Here is a 15,768-nt window from a genome sequence, read left to right on the forward strand (position 1 = left end):
TCAAACGAGAGGAGAGACCCATGGCAAAAGACTATACCAATCTGATCGATGGCGAATTGATCACCAACGGGCAGTGGATGGACGTCGTCAATCCCGCCAACGAGGAAGTGATCGGCCGCGTCCCGGCTTGCGGCAAGGACGAGCTCGATCGCGCCGTTGCAGCCGCCCGCCGCGCCTTCAAGACCTGGTCCAAGACCAGCCCGGAAGAGCGCCAGAAGGTCGCCCAGGGCATCGCCGCCGCGATCAAGGACAATGCCGACGAGCTGTTTCGCCTGCTCACCGCCGAACAGGGCAAGCCGCATGCGCAGGCCCAGGGCGAGATCTACGGCGCGGCCGGGCTCGCCGCGGCGCAGTCCACTCTCCGTCTGGAAGAGGTCATCAACCAGGACGATGACGAGCGCCTCAGCCGCACCCGCCGCGTGCCGGTGGGCGTGGTCGGCGGGATCGTGCCGTGGAACTTCCCGGTCATGATGGCGATCCAGAAGATCGTCCCGGCGCTGATCTCGGGCTGCACCATCGTGCTCAAGCCGTCCCCCTTCACCCCGCTGACGACGCTGCGGATCGCCGAACTGATCAAGGGCGTTGTGCCTGCCGGCACTGTCAACATCATCACCGGCGAGGACAGTCTCGGCCCGCTGATCACCCAGCACCCCGATATCGACAAGATCACCTTCACCGGCTCGACCGCTACGGGCAAGAAGATCATGGAAGGCGCCAGTGCCGACCTGAAGCGCATCACCCTCGAACTCGGCGGCAACGACGCCTCGATCGTGCTGCCCGATGCCGATGTGCAGAAGGTCGCCGAACAGCTGTTCTGGTCCAGCTTCACCAATGCCGGGCAGATCTGCGTCGCGGCGAAGCGCATCTATATCCACGAGGATATCTATGACGAGCTGAGCGCAGCGATTGCCGAATATGCCAAGACCGTGAAGGTCGGCGACGGTTCCGAACAGGGCACCGGCGTAGGGCCGATCCAGAACAAGAAGCAGTACGACCGCGTGCTGGAGTTGATCCAGGATGCCAAGGACAACGGCTACAAGTTCCTGGTCGGCGGTGAAGTCGATCCCTCGGGCTCGGGCTATTACGTGCCGATCACCATTCTCGACAATCCGCCGGAAGACGCGCGGATCGTGGCCGAGGAGCAGTTCGGTCCGGTCATGCCGCTGATGAAGTTCTCGACCGAGGAAGAGGTCATCGCCCGCGCCAACAATTCCGAATACGGCCTCGCCGGCGCGGTCTGGACCGGCAACCCGGACAAGGGCGTCGAGATCGCCGAGCAGCTCGAAACCGGCACGGTCTGGGTCAACGAGTATCTCCACCTCTCGCCCTTCGCGCCGTTTGGCGGGCACAAGCAGTCGGGCTTCGGGGCCGAGTACGGAATCGACGGTCTGAAGGAATTTACATATCCGCAGGTGATAACCGTCAAAAAGAACGCTATGGCATAAGTCCTCAAGGGTCGTTGAGGTCAGCAGGGGCGGGGGTGCGAACCTCCGCCCCTTTGCTTTGGGCCGTCAGGCTTGCACCACTTGCTGCTCGATCGCACCGAAGATCGAGTGGCCGTGATCGTCATCCATCCAGATACGGACAGAGTCGCCGGGGGCCATGAAGCGGGTCTTGGGCTCGCCGCTGGCGATGGTCTCGATCATGCGGATTTCGGCGATGCAGCTGTAGCCCAGTCCGCCTTCGCTGCACGGCTTGCCCGGCCCGCCGTCGGGGTCGCGGTTGGAGACGGTGCCCGAACCGATGATCGAACCCGCGCCGAGATTGCGGGTCTTGGCCACATGGGCGACAAGATCGGCCAGGCTGAAAGTGGCATCGACCCCGGCATTGGCGCGCCCGAAGGGCTGGCCGTTGTAATCGACCTTGAGCGGCAGGTGGATGACATTGCCCTGCCAGGCGTCGCCCAGCTCGTCCGGCGTCACGCAGACGGGCGAGAAGGCGGTGGCAGGCTTGGACTGGAAGAAGCCGAACCCCTTGGCCAGCTCGCCCGGGATCAGCCCGCGCAGGGACACATCGTTGACCAGCATCAGCAGCTTGATGTGCTCAGCCGCCTGCTCCGGCGTCGTGCCCATCGGCACATCGTCGGTGATGCAGGCGATCTCGCCCTCCATGTCGCAGCCCCAGGCGGTGTCCTTCAGCGGAATGGGGCTGCGCGGCGGCAGGAAGTCGTCGCTGCCGCCCTGGTACATCAGCGGGTCGTGATAGAAGCTCTCCGGCACCTCGGCCCCGCGTGCCTTGCGCACCAGTTCGACGTGATTGATGTAGGCGCTGCCATCGGCCCACTGATAGGCGCGGGGGAGCGGCGCATGCGCCTCGCGCTCGTGGAAGCGCTCGCACGGCACGACCTGATGCTCGACATCGGTGTAGAGCGCTTGCAGCTGCGGCGCGATATGCTCCCAATCGTCCAGTGCGGCCTGCAATGTCGGAGCGATATGCGCGGCCGAGGAGTAGCGGGTGATGTCCTTCGAGACGACCACCAGCTGACCGTCGCGGGTGCCATCGTTCAGTGTGGCAAGCTTCATCCTTTGTACTCCGGGCTGTCAATCTGGTTGTCGGGATAGGCGCGCTGGAACGCCGGCAGCGCCAGGCAGGCGGCCTCGATCCGGGCGATATGCGGCTTGTCGTCGAAGCCATAGGCGAACTTGCGGGCGTTATAGACCTGCGGCAGCAGCACGATCTCGAACAGGCCGGGCCTGTCGAACAGGAAGTCGCCCGTCCCGATCTCGGCCAGTCGCCGCTCCAGCGGGTCGAGCGTGCGAGCCAGCCAGTGGCGGTACCACACGTCGATCTCGTCCTGCGAATGGCCCAGCGGATCGGCGAGGTACTTGAGCACCGGCAGGTTGTTGACCGCATGGATCTCGGTCGCGACAGCATAGGTCAGCTCGCGGCAGGTGTAGCGATCCTCGATATCGCGCGGCAGCAGTGCTGGCTCGGGATAGGCCTCGTCGAGCCATTCGAGCAGTGCCATCGACTGCGCCCGGTCGCGGCCGCCCGCCTCCAGCATCGGCACGCTGCCATAGGGATTGCGCGCGGTGAAGCCCGCGTCCTTCTGTTCCGAGGTGCGCAAGTCGACCGGGATCACCTCGTAGTTTAGCCCCTTGAGATTCAGCGCGATTCTAAGGCGATAGCTGGTGGAGCTGCGGAAGTAGGCGAAGAGGCGGATCATTGCCCGGGTCGCCCCATGTCACACTTGTCACACTGTCCTGGAGCAAAAATGCGGGGCACTGAAATGCCATCGTTCGGCCGCACGAAGAAGCACAAAATCATCATGCCGCCGTCATGCCACAATGACGCCCTGTAGGACACCCGGCTCGCCATCGATCGGTCAGAATGCCGCAATCCCCGTTACTGCCCGGCCCAAGATTAGCGCATGGACGTCGTGCGTGCCTTCGTAGGTGTTGACCGTCTCGAGGTTCACCATGTGGCGGATGACCTGATACTCCTCGCTGATGCCGTTGCCGCCGTGCATGTCACGGGCGTGGCGGGCGATCTCGAGCGCCTTGCCGACATTGTTGCGCTTGACGATGCTGATCATCTCCGGCGCGAAGGTGCCTTCGTCCATCAGGCGGCCGACCCGCAAGCTGCTTTGCAGGCCCAGCGCGATCTCGCTCATCATATTGGCGAGCTTGAGCTGGTAGAGCTGCTTCGATGCCAGCGGCACACCGAACTGGTGCCGGTCGAGCCCGTATTGCCGTGCGGCGTGCATACAGAACTCCGCCGCGCCCATCGCGCCCCAGCTGATGCCGTAACGGGCGCGGTTGAGGCAGGAGAAGGGACCCTTCAGCCCCTGCACATCGGGCAGCAGAGCGTCGGCCCCGACTTTCACCTCGTCCATCACGATCATGCCGGTGGTGCTGGCCCGCAGCGAAATCTTGCCTTCGATCTTGGGCGCGCTGAGGCCCGGCATGCCCTTTTCCAGCACGAAGCCGCGAATGCCGCCGCCATGGGCCTCGCTCTTGGCCCAGACCACGAAGACATCGGCGAAGGGGGCGTTGGAAATCCAGGTCTTGGAGCCGGAGATGACGTAGCCGTCGCCATCCTTCTTGGCGACGGTCTTCATCCCCGCCGGATCGCTGCCGGCGTCGGGCTCGGTCAGGCCGAAGCAGCCGATCAACTGGCCCGAAGCGAGGCCGGGCAGGTACTTGCGCTTCTGCTCCTCAGAACCGAAGGCATGGATCGGGTACATCACGAGGCTGGACTGGACCGAGGCCATCGAGCGATAGCCCGAGTCGACCCGTTCGATCTCGCGCGCGATCAGGCCGTAGGCGACATAGCCCGCACCCGCGCCGCCGTATTCCTCCGGCACCGTCGCGCCCAGCAGCCCGGCCTGGCCCATCAGGGGGAACAGCTCGGGCGCATCGATCTCCTCGGCAAAGGCCTTGATGACGCGCGGTTGCAGTTCGGATTGCGCGAAGCCGTGCGCGGCATCGCGGATCATCCGCTCTTCTTCGGTCAGTTGTTCGTCGAGCCGGAACGGATCGTCCCAGGCGAAGGGGGTCATGCCCGAATTGGCACCTGCCATGGTAACTCCTGCTTATGGCCTGCTTGGCCTTGCAGGTGCTTTGTCAGGACTGGCACGAGGCTTCAAGCCCGCTCTTGGCCGTGGGTCTCCAGCACCCTGTGAACTGTCGCCAGCAGCGCGCTCGGCGGACAGGGCTTTCCGACCATTACCGCGTCGGGGAAACGCTCCTGCACCTCCTCCGAAAAATAAAGGGCCGAATGGAAGATCACCTTCACGTCCTCGGCCAGCAGTTTCTCTGCCAGGGGGTAAACTTCTTCGCGGCCGAGGTTGATATCGAGGATGGCGAGGTCCGGCTTGCGCCGCTGACAGGATAACATGGCGGAGGAAACATCCGGCAGCGGCCCTTCGACCTCGCAGCCGGCTTCCTCGACCGTAAGGCACAGGTCGTAACCGATGATGGGCTCATCCTCGGCAATCATGACAAACGGTTGATCCACTGCATCCTCTCCCAAGGAATTCCCCAACGGAACAAACGGAAGAGGGCAGGATTGGTTCCCGCCTGGGGATCAGCCTTCGAGCTTGCCGAACCGGGCCTCGTATCCGGCAGTATCGCCGCTGGCGAGCAGCTTCGCCTGTGCCACCCAGTCGTCACGCCGGATACGGCCCTGGAAGCGACCGAGCTCGGCATCGATCCGGTCGATGTCGGCATCGCTCCAGTCGGCAATCTGCTGGAAGCTGGTGACGCCCAGCCCGCGCAGCATTTCGACCAGCTTGGGGCCGACGCCCTTGATCCGCGTCAGGTCGTCACCGCTGATTGCCTCGACCGCCGCAGCCTGGGCGGCAGCGACCGCGGTTCCGGCCCCTGCGACCCCCATAGGCGCGATGGGCATGACGGGCGCAGCAGCAACCGGTGGCGCGTCGATCAGGGCCTGGTTGCGCGCGGCAGGCTTGCCTTCAGTGTCATCGCTTTCGCGCAGGACGGTGGTCCGCCGGCTGCCCTTGAACAGGAACCAGGCGACGGCAAGACCGATCAGCAGGGCAACGAGGAACAGCGGCCAGTTGGCTTCGACCAGCTCGATCATTTGGCGGAGTCTCCCAGAGGTTCAGGCGCAGGTTCGGCAGGGGCGGCAGGGTCTCGTCCCCACAGCAGCCAGCCGATACCTAGGCCCACTGCATAGGTGAATAACATCAGCAAGACGAGTTCGAACCAGATCGGTATCATCGGCAATCCATTACCTGGGACCCGGCGTATCGATGGGGCTTGGCTTGACCTGTAGGCGAGCCACGACCTTGAATTCGATCCTGCGATTGGCGGGATCGGACGGATCAAGGCCAGCCACAGGGACGGATGAACCGAGACCCTTGGTTTGCAGGCTGGCTTCGGGAATGCCGCGCGCGACGAGGGCGCGCTTCACCATGTCCGCGCGTTCCAGAGAGAGGACCTTGTTGGCCGGTTCATCGCCGGAGCCATCGGTATGCCCGGTAATCGCGATCCTCGCCCCGAAGCACGGGCGCAATGCGGCAGCGACCTCGTCGAGCAAGTCGGTGCCGCCGGCAGCAAGTTCCGCGCTCGATTCTTCGAAGCGGATGGTGCGGGCACCGAGGATAGCGGCGACATCGTCCTGGCATTGCAGCGCCTCGAGCGGGACTTCGCCCGCATCGGCCAGCATGGTGCCATCGGTCCAGTGGACTCCGCCCACGCCGGGTATGGCGGCGACTGCCCCGGCCACTTGGGCGCGGATCTTTTCCGGCACATCACCGCGCGGGGTCAGCATGGCATGGCGGCTGGGCGAGCCGCCTTCGGATGTAAAGCGGGCGGTGACCGGGCGGCCGTCGATCGCCGCCTTTGCTTCGGCCGAAAGCCGCTCTGACAGCTCCTGCGCACTCATCCCCGCACCTACTAGGGCGAGAGCGACGGTGAGCAAGGCACCGGCAAGGATGGCGATGGCAGGGCGGAACATGACTCCGCCCCTCTAGCCAAGTTGGTGCGGATTAGGAAAGGGGGCTACTGGCCGCCCTGTCCCTCGTCACCACCCATCGTCCTCAGATCGGTCATGCCGCCGGCAACACCAGCCAGCTTGACGAACTCCTGGCGATAGAAATCGTCCTGCTTGCCGGCGAGGCTGGCGAGCTGGTCATAGCTGAAGCCATTGAGCAGCGGATCGCCGCGCAGTTTCTGCCCGAACCCGGCGACCGCAGCGGCAAAGGCGAAGTCACCTTTGGGCGCCCCGGCAGCCTTGAGCTTGCTCGCGGGCAGGACGAAATCGATCAGCTTCGACGTCTCGCCATCGGGCAGCTTGTAGCGCAGCTTGACGTAAGCCGCTTCATCGGCCTGGTCGAGCGCGCTGGCGGGCAGCTTGTCGCCATAGCGGCGATCGGGGATCCAACCCTTGCTACCGTTCAGCACGACCTCGTAGATTGCGGTGACCTGGTGCCCGGCACCGATATCGCCGGCATCGACCGCGTCATTGTCGAAATCCTCGTTGCGCAGAGCGCGGTTCTCGTAGCCGATCAGGCGGTACTGGCTGACCACGGCGGGATTGAATTCGACCTGGATCTTCACGTCCTTGGCGATGGTGAAGATGGTCGAGCCCATTTCCTCGCCCAGCACCTTCTTCGCTTCGATGGCGCTGTCGATATAGGCGTAGTTGCCGTTCCCCTTGTTGGCGAGCTGCTCCATCAGCGCTTCGTTGTAATTGCCCTGGCCGAAGCCGAGCGTGGTCAGCGTAACGCCGCTCTCGCGCTTCTTCTCGATCATTTCGATCAACGCATCGGTGTTCGACAGGCCGACATTGAAGTCGCCGTCGGTGGCGAGGATCACGCGGTTGACCCCGCCCTTGATGAAATTGGCCTCGGCCACGCGGTAGGCGAGCTCGATCCCGGCCCCGCCCGCAGTCGAACCGCCGGCTTCGAGATCGTTGATCGCGTTGCGGATTTCGGCCGGGTTGCTGGTCGCGTCGAGGACGAGGCCTGCCGCGCCGGCGTAGACCACGATAGAGACCTTGTCCTTCTTCGTCAGCTGGTTGGCGAGGCCGATCAGTGCGGTCTTGACCAGCGGCAGCTTGTCGGCGGCGAACATCGAGCCCGAGACATCGATCAGGAACACCAGATTGGCCGGCGGTCGGCTGTCTTCGGGCAATGTGTATCCGGCCAGGCCGATACGGACGAGCCGGGTCTCGGCGTTCCACGGGCTCTGCGCGGCGTCGAAGCTGACGCTGAAGGGCTGCGCCTCGTCCGCCGGACGGGTGTAGTCATAGCGGAAGTAGTTGATGAACTCCTCCGTCCGCACCGCATCCTTGGGCGGCATCTGGCCCTGGGTCAGGAACCGCCGGGCGTTGGCATAGGCCCCGGTGTCGACATCGACCGAGAACGTCGAAAGCGGCTCGGCTGCGGCAATCTTGACCGGCGAGACTTCCTTGCCGTCGTAGCGCTCGGTGCCGGGATCGGTCGGGACGATCACCGGCGGAACATAGCGGTAGTCGGACTTGGCCTGTGCCTGCGAGGCATCGACGACCGATACCGGGGAAGCCCACTCCTGCACTGCGCCTGCCATACGCGATCCCGTTACGACGATGCCAGAGGGCGGAGGTGGCGGAGCCATCACCACGGGCGGCGGGGAAGGGGCGATGACGAGATCTTCGGAGGCGGGAGAGCTCTGGCACCCGGCGACCGCCACGGCGAGCACACTTACGACAGCAAATCCGGCAACACGCATGGCAGTCCCTCCAATCACTTCAACCCCTGCTCCAGCATCGACCAAACGCGTGAACACCTTCTGAATGTATGCGTCAGAGTGTCGTCAGGATTGGGGGGTGGGGGGTACCTCCGGGGTCGCATCGCCGCCGATATTCTTGCGGAACAACACCCGGTCCTCCGGTCCGAATCCGCGATGCCAGATGACATAGCCATAGGTGCCGAGGATCAGCGGAATCCCCACCACCAGTTCCACCCATTCGAACGAGCGCGGCAGCCGGGTAATCAGCCACCCTACAACGACGGCCGGGGCGGCCGCCCAGACCAGCGCCCAGCGCCAGTTGTTGATCGGATGGCCGAGGATGCGGCCGAGCAGCAGCGCCTTGATGATCGAAGCCAGTCCCAGCGCCGCCATCAGCGAGATCGCCGCCCCTGCGGCCATGTAGCCTGCTCCCCAGTCCAGCCGGTCGATGGTCGTCAGAACCGTTACCGTAAGCGCGCCTTGCAGCAGGATCGTGCCGATGGAGATCCAGAAATTGCGGATGCGGGCGACATAGACCAGCGCCGCTTCGGAGACGACGGCGGTTGCCGCCACAACCTCGGCGGCGAGCAGGAAAGCCAGCGCCCCGGTTCCGCCGACGAATTCGCCGTCACTGCCGAACAGGCCCATCAGTGCTTCGCCCGGGATGCCCAGCGCCAGCGCGATCCCGGCCTGCGCGGCGATGATCCAGAAGCCGACCTGGCACACCTGAGCGGCAATGGCGGCGTAGTTCCTGGTCTGCAGGTTCTTGGTGATCACCGGGCCCAGCACCGGTTCGAAACTGGTTTTCAGCTTCTGCGGCAGGCTCGCGACCTGCTGCGCCATGTAGTAGATACCGACCGCCACCGGCGAGGCGAACAGGCCGAGAATGAAGATATCGAGCCGCCGCGTGCCCCACTCGATCGCATCGGCGGTCGCCAACGGCAGCGCGCGGGCAACCAGCTTGGCCATGTAGACCGGGTGCGGCCGCCAGCCCTGCGGCGGGCCATAGGTCTTGAGGAAAGGCCATAGCGCCGTCACCAGCCCGGCATAGATCGAGGCGAGATAGGCCATGGCCAGCCCGCCGTCCGGGTGCACGAAATAAAACACCCCGGCCATGATCGAGATCGTCCACGGTTCCACCACGGCGCGGGCGCGGACGGTGGTGGCGATGTCGAACTTGTAGGCCTGCGCAGCGAGCGCGATTTCGGTCAGGGCAAAGCCGGGGATGGCCAGCACGAGGAAGATATCGAGCGGGCTGCTCATCCCGTTGGGAAACATCGGCGCGGGGAAGAACCACAGCACGGCAGCTGCCATGCTGGAGAAGACCAGCGCCAGCAGGAAGCCGTCGAGCACCAGGTTCGATTGCGGGCCTTCGCCTTCTGTAAGCCGCTGGGCGAGGCCACGCTTCTCGCCCATCGAACAGATCATGGCGAGCAGTTCGACCACCACCAGCGCCGAAGCGAAGCGCCCGATGGCTTCAGCACCGTAGAGCTGGCCGGCAATGAACAGGAACGGGATGCGCGCCAGCAGGCGCAGCAGGAAACCGATGAAGTTGGTCCGACCGCCCTTGGCGAGCGCGGCCATGTCCTCGGCATCGTCGCGCGCCGGGGGCTCGGCTGGTGGCAACGTGCTCAAACGCCGGTTGCCTGTTCGGCGCGCAGAGGGCGAGCCAGCAGCTGCTGCACGACCCGTGCTGCGGGCTCGCCGCCCAGCAGCGCGCCAACCGCCTCGACTATCGGCATGTCGACGCCGTGGTCTGCCGCCAGCTTTGCCAGAACCGGGGCAGTATGCGCTCCCTCGGCCACGGTGCGTCTGTCGGCCATCAGTTCAGCCGCCGAACGGCCTTCACCCAGAGCCTTGCCGAGCGAGAAATTGCGGCTCGAGGTAGAAGAGCAGGTCAGGACAAGGTCCCCCAATCCGCACAGCCCGGCGAGCGTTTCCGGACGCGCGCCCAGCGCTTCGCCAAAACGCAGCATTTCGGCATAACCGCGCGCGATCAGCGCGGCGCGGGCGTTCTGCCCAAGGCCAAGCCCGTCCACCACCCCGCAAGCGATCGCGAGCACGTTCTTGACCGCGCCGCCGATCTCGGCCCCGGTCACATCGTCGCTGTAATAGGGGCGAAAGGAAGGCCGCGCGATGACGGGCTTCAAACGCTCCCACTGGCTCCGGCCGCCACCGCAGGCCAGCGTCACGGCGGTCGGCAGGCCAGCGGCGACCTCGTGCGCAAAGGTCGGGCCCGACAGGACCGCGACTTCGCTGCCGGGGCAGGCTTCGCCCGCGACATGGTTCATCAACCGGCCCGAGGCCTGCTCGATGCCCTTGTTGCAAAGTACCAGGTCCTGCGGCGGGGCTGGCAAGGTCGAGAGCACGCCCGCGCTGTGCTGCGCCGGGCTGACCACCAGCACCACGGGAACGCCTGCAAGCTCTGTAATATCGCCCGTCGCGCGGATAGCGGCTGACAGTTCCGCGCTCGGCAGGAATGGGGTGTTGCGGTGGCTGGCGTTGATCTCTTCCACCACCTCCGCCTCGCGCGCCCACAGCAGCACGTCGCGCCCGTCGCTCGCCAGCATCTGGGCGAGCGCGGTGCCCCATGCGCCTCCGCCGATCACTGCTACCGAGTAACTCAAGCCCACCTCGTCACGCCTTGTACCCCGCGCCGCGCACCGGCTCGGCCTCCGGATCGAGCGGCCAGCGCGGCCGTGCCTGGAAATCGAGCGGATCGTCCTGCCCGCTTTCTAGCCGCTCGCATCCGGCCCAGCCAATCATCGCGGCATTGTCTGTGCACAACGCCAGCGGCGGGGCGACAAAGTGCATCCCACGAGCGGCGGCGAATTCCTCGAGCGCGGCGCGGATGGCCTGGTTTGCCGCGACGCCCCCGGCCACGACCAGCGAAGGCATCGCTGCGGAGTTGTCGAGCGCCACCTGCAGCCGGTCGAGCACACAATCCAGCGCTGCCTGCTGGAAGCCGGCAGCGATATCGGCGTCGCTATGCCGGCCGCTATCCTTCGCTCGCAGCACCGCGCTCTTCAGTCCTGCGAAACTGAAGTGCGGCTCGCCACTGCCCACGAGCGGGCGGGGCAAGGGCACGGCCATCGGATCGCCCTCGCGCGCCAACCGCTCCACCGCCGGACCGCCGGGATAGCCGAGGCCGAGAATCTTGGCAGTCTTGTCGAAGGCCTCCCCCAGCGCATCGTCGATGGTGGTCGCAAGCCGCCGGTACTGCCCGACGCCCTCGACCCGCAGGATCTGGCAATGGCCGCCCGATACCAGCAGCAGGGCATAGGGGAACTCCAGATCGCTATCGGCCAGTCGCGGGCTCAGCGCATGCCCCTCGAGGTGGTTGATCGCCAAGAGCGGCTTGCCCGCCGCCATCGCCAGCGCCTTGGCGCTGACCAGCCCGACCATGACCCCGCCGATCAGGCCCGGGCCGGCGGTCGCGGCAACGGCAGCGAGATCCCGGTATCCGAGACCTGCATCGGCCATCACCGTTTCGATCATGGGGGCCAGCCGTTCGGCATGGGCGCGGGCGGCGATCTCCGGCACGACCCCGCCATAGGGCGCATGCGCCTCGTCCTGCGAGGCGATCCGCTGGGCGAGGATCTGCCGATCCGTGGTCACCAGCGCCACCGCCGTCTCGTCGCAGCTCGATTCAATTCCGAGGACAACCGCCATCAAGGCTCTCTGAAGCCGCCAGTCGTAAGCATGGCTTCCCCTTAGACGAAGCCCCCGCTAGAGCAAGCAAAGCCGATGCCTACTATGCCCATCCTGAAACTAGGGACCCGCAATTCCCCGCTTGCCATGGCGCAGGCCGAGGAAACCCGCCGCCGCCTGTGCGATGCCCACGGCTGGCCTGACGGCGCGGTCGAACTGGTCCCTGTGGTGGCCAGCGGCGACAAGGTGCTCGACCGTCCGCTGGCCGAAATCGGCGGCAAGGCGCTATGGACCAAGGAGCTCGACGGCTGGCTCCACGAAGGCCGGATCGATGTCTCGGTCCATTCCATGAAAGACGTCGAAACCATCCGGCCAGACTGGCTGACCATCGCCGCGATCCTGCCCCGCGCCGACAAGCGAGACGTGCTGGTAGGGGCAGAGAGTATTGCGGGGATCCCGCAAGGCGCGGTTGTCGGCACCAGCGCGCCGCGCCGGGCCGCGCAGATGCTGCATCACCGGCCCGATGTGACCGTGGTAACCTTTCGCGGCAATGTCGCCACCCGTCTGCGCAAGCTGACGGAGGGCGAGGCCGATGTGACCCTGCTCGCCGCTGCGGGTCTGGAACGGCTGGGCCAGAGCGAGATTGGCGTGTTGCTGGACGAGGAAGCATGGCTGCCTGCCCCCTCGCAAGGGGCGATCGGGCTGGAATGCCGGGCCGGCGATGCGCGCGTGCGGGAACTGCTGGCCCCGCTCGACCATGCGCCCTCGCGCGCGGAAGTGATGGCGGAGCGGGGATTGCTCGAGGCGCTGGAAGGCACCTGCCATAGCCCGATTGCAGTCCTGGCTTCGGCGCAGCGAGGAACCATCCGCATGCGCGCCGCGATCTACAGTCCCGACGGGCGCGAACGGATCGAGGCCGAAGCAACGGTCGCTCCGGGCGATAATGCGGCATTGTCGGCCTTGGCAGCGGACCTGCTGTCGAGCGCAAGCCCCGCTGTCCGCGCCGTGTTCGGGGGCGGCGATTGAGCAAGGCGGTTTACGTACTGCGGCCCGAACCGGGGCTGACGTCCACCCTTGTCGGAGCCTTCGGGCACGGCATTCCTGCACGCGGTATGCCACTGGCCAAGGTCGAACCGGTCGCCTGGAAGGCCCCCGCCGAACCGTTCGACGCGATCCTGATCAGCAGCGCCAACGCGATCCGCCATGGCGGCAAGGAGCTCGACAAGGTACGGCACTTGCCGGTGCTGGCGGTTGGTGGGGCGACCGCGCAGGCCGCGCGCGAGGCGGGTTTTCGCGTCGATTGCGTGGGGGAAGGCGGGTTGCAGCGTCTGCTCGACAGCCTCGACGATGCGCCACGCCGGCTATTGCGTCTCGCTGGCGAAGCCCATTTGCCGGTGGATTCGCCTGCATCGACCACAACAGTCACTGTCATTGCCTATGCCGCGCATTTTTTGTCGCTGACCCCTGCGCAAGGAGAATTGCTGGAGCAGGGTGGAGTGGCGATGCTCCATTCAGGCGAGATGGCACGCCATTTTGCAGAGCAATGTGAATGGCTTGGCATCGACAAGGTGAAGATCGCGCTGGCCGTGCTGGCACCACGCATTGCCGAAATGGCGGGCGGAGGCTGGAACTCTGTCCACATCGCACCGGCCCGCAGCGACGCAGCACTGTTGGAAATGGTCGCCGGACTGTGCCAGAAACAGCACTGGTAAATATTGATTGCGCGAGAAAGCGCGACAGCGGGTCATGAACAAGACGGGACGGACGGTTTGACAGGCGAGTCGACGGCTAGTGGATCCTTCAAGGGCATCCTCGGGATAGCCCTCTTGGTGCTCCTGCTCGGCGCATCGGTGGCGGGCTATATGTGGTGGCGCAGCGGTTTTGACGGCGCGCAGGATGGGGCTGGAGCGCTGCAGGATGTGCCACCGCCCGAACAGCAGGCGCTGGCGGGTGCACCGGCGTCACCCACTCCCGAAGCCTCGGCCTCTGCGGCGGCCGAGGCAGTCGAGCGGGTTGCCGAGCAGCAGGGCGGCATCGACGCGCGCCTGGCGGCGGCAGAGCAGCGACTGACCAGGCTCGACCTTCAGGCGCAGGCAGCGGCAGGTAATGCGGCCCGGGCGGAAGGCCTGTTGATCGCTTTTGCTACCAGGCGGGTGATCGAAAAGGGTGGGGAGCTGGGCTATCTCGCTGACCAGTTGCGGCTGCGGTTCGGTGATGGCTGGCCCAATGCGGTCGAAACGATCATCTCGATGTCGCGCAATCCTGTCACCCTGGATTCCTTGATAGCCCGGCTCCAAGGGCTTGAACCCGACCTCCGAAATGCCGAAACCGAGCCGAGTTTCGCCTGGTTGCGTCGCGAAATCGGCGAGCTGTTCATTGTCCGCCGCGAGACTTCGCCATCCCCGCAACCTTTGCGGCGGATGGAGCGAGCGCGGCTATTTCTCGAAAGCGGGCGCTACAATTCGGCGATCCAGGAGGTGGAGGCCATGCCCGGGGCGGCTGCGGCCAAGGGGTGGCTCCAGGATGCCAAACGTTATGCCGCAGCCCAACGTGCGCTTGACCTGATCGAGACTGCGGCGCTGGTGGAACGCCGCCGCCTGCGGGACGGGGTGGGCAATCCCATCGGCCAGCCGAGCCCGCTCGACCAGGTGCCGCAGACCGAGGTACCCGCCCGGCGCTGACCCTTAATGCCGGAGCAATTCCGGCCGCTGACCGGTTACACCGCGCGCCTCGTTCATGAAGAAATCCTTCAGCATCGGCGTGCGCTGGACCGCACCCATGCCCAGCCGCCGCACCGCGCTGGCCGCCTTGCCCGGCACGCCGAACAGGCGGGTGAGGCCATCGGTCGCGCTCATCACCATCAGCGCATCGAGCGCGCGCCAGTCCTCGTATTTCTTGAGCATCTGCGCATCGCCCGGATCGAGCCCGAGCCGCCGCCCCTCGGTCAGTACCTCGACCAGCGCCCCAACATCGCGCAGCCCGAGGTTGAAGCCTTGCCCCGCAATCGGATGCATCCCGTGCGCCGCATCGCCCACTAGCGCCAACCGCTCGCCGACGAGCTTGGAGGTATGCTGGAAGCTCAGCGGATAGGAAGACCGCTTGCTGTTGAGGGTGATCGTGCCGAACAGCCCGCCCATGCGTTTCTCGACCTCGGCGAGGAATGCACGATCGGACAGTTTGAGCACACCGGCCGCGTCGGATTCGTCCACCGTCCACACCAGCGCGCTGCGATGCCGGCCATCCGGCCCCTCGAGCAGCGGCAGCAGGGCGAAGGGGCCATCGGGATAGAAGATTTCCCACGCGACATTCTCGTGCGGCTTCTCGTGATCGAGCCCGACGATGATCGCGCGGTGGCTGTAATCCCACTTGGCGAGGTTTAGCCCTTCCTCGTCCCGCGTCGGCGAGCCGCGCCCTTCGGCAGCGATCATGAGGCGGCCCTTGAGCATCGTGCCATCTGCCAGCGTGGCCGAAACGCCGAAGGCATCGCGGTGCCGCTCGATCACCTGCACCGGGGCGTGCCAGGCGATGTTCGTTTCAGCGCGTGCGGCTTCGAACAGTGTAACCCTGAGCGTGCGATTGGCGAACATCCGCCCGAGCGAATCCTCGTGCGGTTCGGGCCGGAAGTCGATCCGGCCGGGCTTCATCTGGTCGGAGACGGCAATGGCATCGATCGGGCAGCCATGCGGCTCGAGCGTATCGGCAAGGCCGATATGGCGGAACAGGTTCCAGCTGGCGGTGGAGATGGCCGTGGCGCGTCCGTCGAAGCCATCGGCGGTCACGTTTGCCGGATCGGCATTGTCGACCACGTGGCAGGTAAAGCCGCGCCGCGCCGCAGCCAGCGCCAGCGTCATGCCGACCAGCCCGCCGCCCAGGATCAACAGATCGCGTGTCTCGGCCATGGATTCCCTTTGCTTAGCCATCTACAGGGCGCGATAGGACC

At 65.6% G+C, this 15,768-nt stretch carries 15 protein-coding genes; 4 read left to right on the plus strand and 11 right to left on the minus strand.

All coding sequences use genetic code 11. The features are described 5' to 3' along the window. The first annotated feature begins 20 nt into the window (after nucleotides 1-20). Entirely contained in the window at nucleotides 21-1,445 is a 1,425-nt protein-coding gene (locus LY632_RS05550; RefSeq protein ID WP_234092811.1) for an aldehyde dehydrogenase family protein, read from the plus strand. 66 nt (nucleotides 1,446-1,511) lie between these two features. Here LY632_RS05550 and LY632_RS05555 read toward each other — a convergent pair whose 3' ends face one another. From LY632_RS05555 to tsaD, 10 genes are all read right to left on the minus strand, one after another. Further along, the gene (locus LY632_RS05555) at nucleotides 1,512-2,522 is read right to left on the minus strand and encodes a fumarylacetoacetate hydrolase family protein (protein ID WP_234092812.1); all 1,011 of its coding nucleotides are present in this window, start codon (nucleotides 2,520-2,522) and stop codon (nucleotides 1,512-1,514) included. Next, a complete protein-coding gene (maiA, locus tag LY632_RS05560) occupies nucleotides 2,519-3,166 on the minus strand; it encodes a maleylacetoacetate isomerase (RefSeq protein WP_370636559.1) in 648 nt (215 codons plus the stop codon). The genes LY632_RS05555 and maiA overlap by 4 nt, the downstream gene beginning before the upstream one ends. 159 nt (nucleotides 3,167-3,325) lie before the next feature. Then, the gene (locus LY632_RS05565; protein WP_234093149.1) at nucleotides 3,326-4,501 is read right to left on the minus strand and encodes an acyl-CoA dehydrogenase; all 1,176 of its coding nucleotides are present in this window, start codon (nucleotides 4,499-4,501) and stop codon (nucleotides 3,326-3,328) included. Between the two features lie 83 nt (nucleotides 4,502-4,584). Then, on the minus strand, nucleotides 4,585-4,959 hold the full coding sequence (locus LY632_RS05570; RefSeq protein WP_234092813.1) for a response regulator: 375 nt from the start codon (nucleotides 4,957-4,959) through the stop codon (nucleotides 4,585-4,587). A 69-nt stretch (nucleotides 4,960-5,028) separates the two neighbouring features. Next, a complete protein-coding gene (locus tag LY632_RS05575) occupies nucleotides 5,029-5,544 on the minus strand; it encodes a hypothetical protein (RefSeq protein WP_234092814.1) in 516 nt (171 codons plus the stop codon). 150 nt (nucleotides 5,545-5,694) lie between these two features. Beyond that, the gene (locus LY632_RS05580) at nucleotides 5,695-6,423 is read right to left on the minus strand and encodes an OmpA family protein (RefSeq protein WP_234092815.1); all 729 of its coding nucleotides are present in this window, start codon (nucleotides 6,421-6,423) and stop codon (nucleotides 5,695-5,697) included. Between the two features lie 44 nt (nucleotides 6,424-6,467). Beyond that, nucleotides 6,468-8,177, minus strand: a complete 1,710-nt coding sequence (locus tag LY632_RS05585; RefSeq protein ID WP_234092816.1) for a VWA domain-containing protein — start codon at nucleotides 8,175-8,177, stop codon at nucleotides 6,468-6,470. Between the two features lie 84 nt (nucleotides 8,178-8,261). Next, the gene (locus LY632_RS05590; protein WP_234093150.1) at nucleotides 8,262-9,761 is read right to left on the minus strand and encodes a lipopolysaccharide biosynthesis protein; all 1,500 of its coding nucleotides are present in this window, start codon (nucleotides 9,759-9,761) and stop codon (nucleotides 8,262-8,264) included. A 47-nt stretch (nucleotides 9,762-9,808) separates the two neighbouring features. Next, a complete protein-coding gene (locus tag LY632_RS05595) occupies nucleotides 9,809-10,804 on the minus strand; it encodes an NAD(P)H-dependent glycerol-3-phosphate dehydrogenase (RefSeq protein ID WP_234092817.1) in 996 nt (331 codons plus the stop codon). Nucleotides 10,805-10,814: 10 nt separating this feature from the next. Beyond that, nucleotides 10,815-11,849 carry a tRNA (adenosine(37)-N6)-threonylcarbamoyltransferase complex transferase subunit TsaD gene (gene tsaD / locus LY632_RS05600; RefSeq protein ID WP_234092818.1) on the minus strand — a complete coding sequence of 345 codons (1,035 nt, stop codon included), beginning with the start codon at nucleotides 11,847-11,849 and terminating at the stop codon, nucleotides 10,815-10,817. 126 nt (nucleotides 11,850-11,975) lie between these two features. Between tsaD and hemC the strand changes: the two genes are divergently transcribed. The 3 genes from hemC to LY632_RS05615 all read left to right on the plus strand — a co-directional run bounded on the left by hemC (nucleotide 11,976) and on the right by LY632_RS05615 (nucleotide 14,509). Then, nucleotides 11,976-12,854, plus strand: a complete 879-nt coding sequence (hemC, locus tag LY632_RS05605; RefSeq protein ID WP_234093152.1) for a hydroxymethylbilane synthase — start codon at nucleotides 11,976-11,978, stop codon at nucleotides 12,852-12,854. After that, nucleotides 12,851-13,540 (plus strand): uroporphyrinogen-III synthase, encoded by a 690-nt coding sequence (locus tag LY632_RS05610; protein WP_234092819.1) that lies wholly within the window; start codon nucleotides 12,851-12,853, stop codon nucleotides 13,538-13,540. The genes hemC and LY632_RS05610 overlap by 4 nt, the downstream gene beginning before the upstream one ends. 117 nt (nucleotides 13,541-13,657) lie before the next feature. Further along, a complete protein-coding gene (locus LY632_RS05615; RefSeq protein ID WP_234093154.1) occupies nucleotides 13,658-14,509 on the plus strand; it encodes an MICOS complex subunit MIC60 in 852 nt (283 codons plus the stop codon). Between the two features lie 3 nt (nucleotides 14,510-14,512). Here LY632_RS05615 and LY632_RS05620 read toward each other — a convergent pair whose 3' ends face one another. Beyond that, the gene (locus LY632_RS05620; protein WP_234092820.1) at nucleotides 14,513-15,727 is read right to left on the minus strand and encodes an FAD-dependent monooxygenase; all 1,215 of its coding nucleotides are present in this window, start codon (nucleotides 15,725-15,727) and stop codon (nucleotides 14,513-14,515) included. Between the last annotated feature and the right edge of the window lie 41 nt (nucleotides 15,728-15,768).

It is taken from the genome of Erythrobacter sp. SDW2 (assembly GCF_021431965.1).
In the GTDB taxonomy this organism is placed as follows: domain Bacteria; phylum Pseudomonadota; class Alphaproteobacteria; order Sphingomonadales; family Sphingomonadaceae; genus Parerythrobacter.

Coding starts and splice junctions, on each gene's coding strand:
- LY632_RS05575 (WP_234092814.1), bottom strand. CDS start 5,544: ATGATCGAGCTGGTCGAAGCCAACTGGCCGCTGTTCCTCGTTGCCCTG.
- hemC (WP_234093152.1), top strand. CDS start 11,976: ATGGCGCAGGCCGAGGAAACCCGCCGCCGCCTGTGCGATGCCCACGGC.
- tsaD (WP_234092818.1), bottom strand. CDS start 11,849: ATGGCGGTTGTCCTCGGAATTGAATCGAGCTGCGACGAGACGGCGGTG.
- LY632_RS05585 (WP_234092816.1), bottom strand. CDS start 8,177: ATGCGTGTTGCCGGATTTGCTGTCGTAAGTGTGCTCGCCGTGGCGGTC.
- LY632_RS05620 (WP_234092820.1), bottom strand. CDS start 15,727: ATGGCCGAGACACGCGATCTGTTGATCCTGGGCGGCGGGCTGGTCGGC.
- LY632_RS05550 (WP_234092811.1), top strand. CDS start 21: ATGGCAAAAGACTATACCAATCTGATCGATGGCGAATTGATCACCAAC.
- LY632_RS05580 (WP_234092815.1), bottom strand. CDS start 6,423: ATGTTCCGCCCTGCCATCGCCATCCTTGCCGGTGCCTTGCTCACCGTC.
- LY632_RS05590 (WP_234093150.1), bottom strand. CDS start 9,761: ATGGCCGCGCTCGCCAAGGGCGGTCGGACCAACTTCATCGGTTTCCTG.
- LY632_RS05555 (WP_234092812.1), bottom strand. CDS start 2,522: ATGAAGCTTGCCACACTGAACGATGGCACCCGCGACGGTCAGCTGGTG.
- LY632_RS05565 (WP_234093149.1), bottom strand. CDS start 4,501: ATGACCCCCTTCGCCTGGGACGATCCGTTCCGGCTCGACGAACAACTG.
- maiA (WP_370636559.1), bottom strand. CDS start 3,166: ATGATCCGCCTCTTCGCCTACTTCCGCAGCTCCACCAGCTATCGCCTT.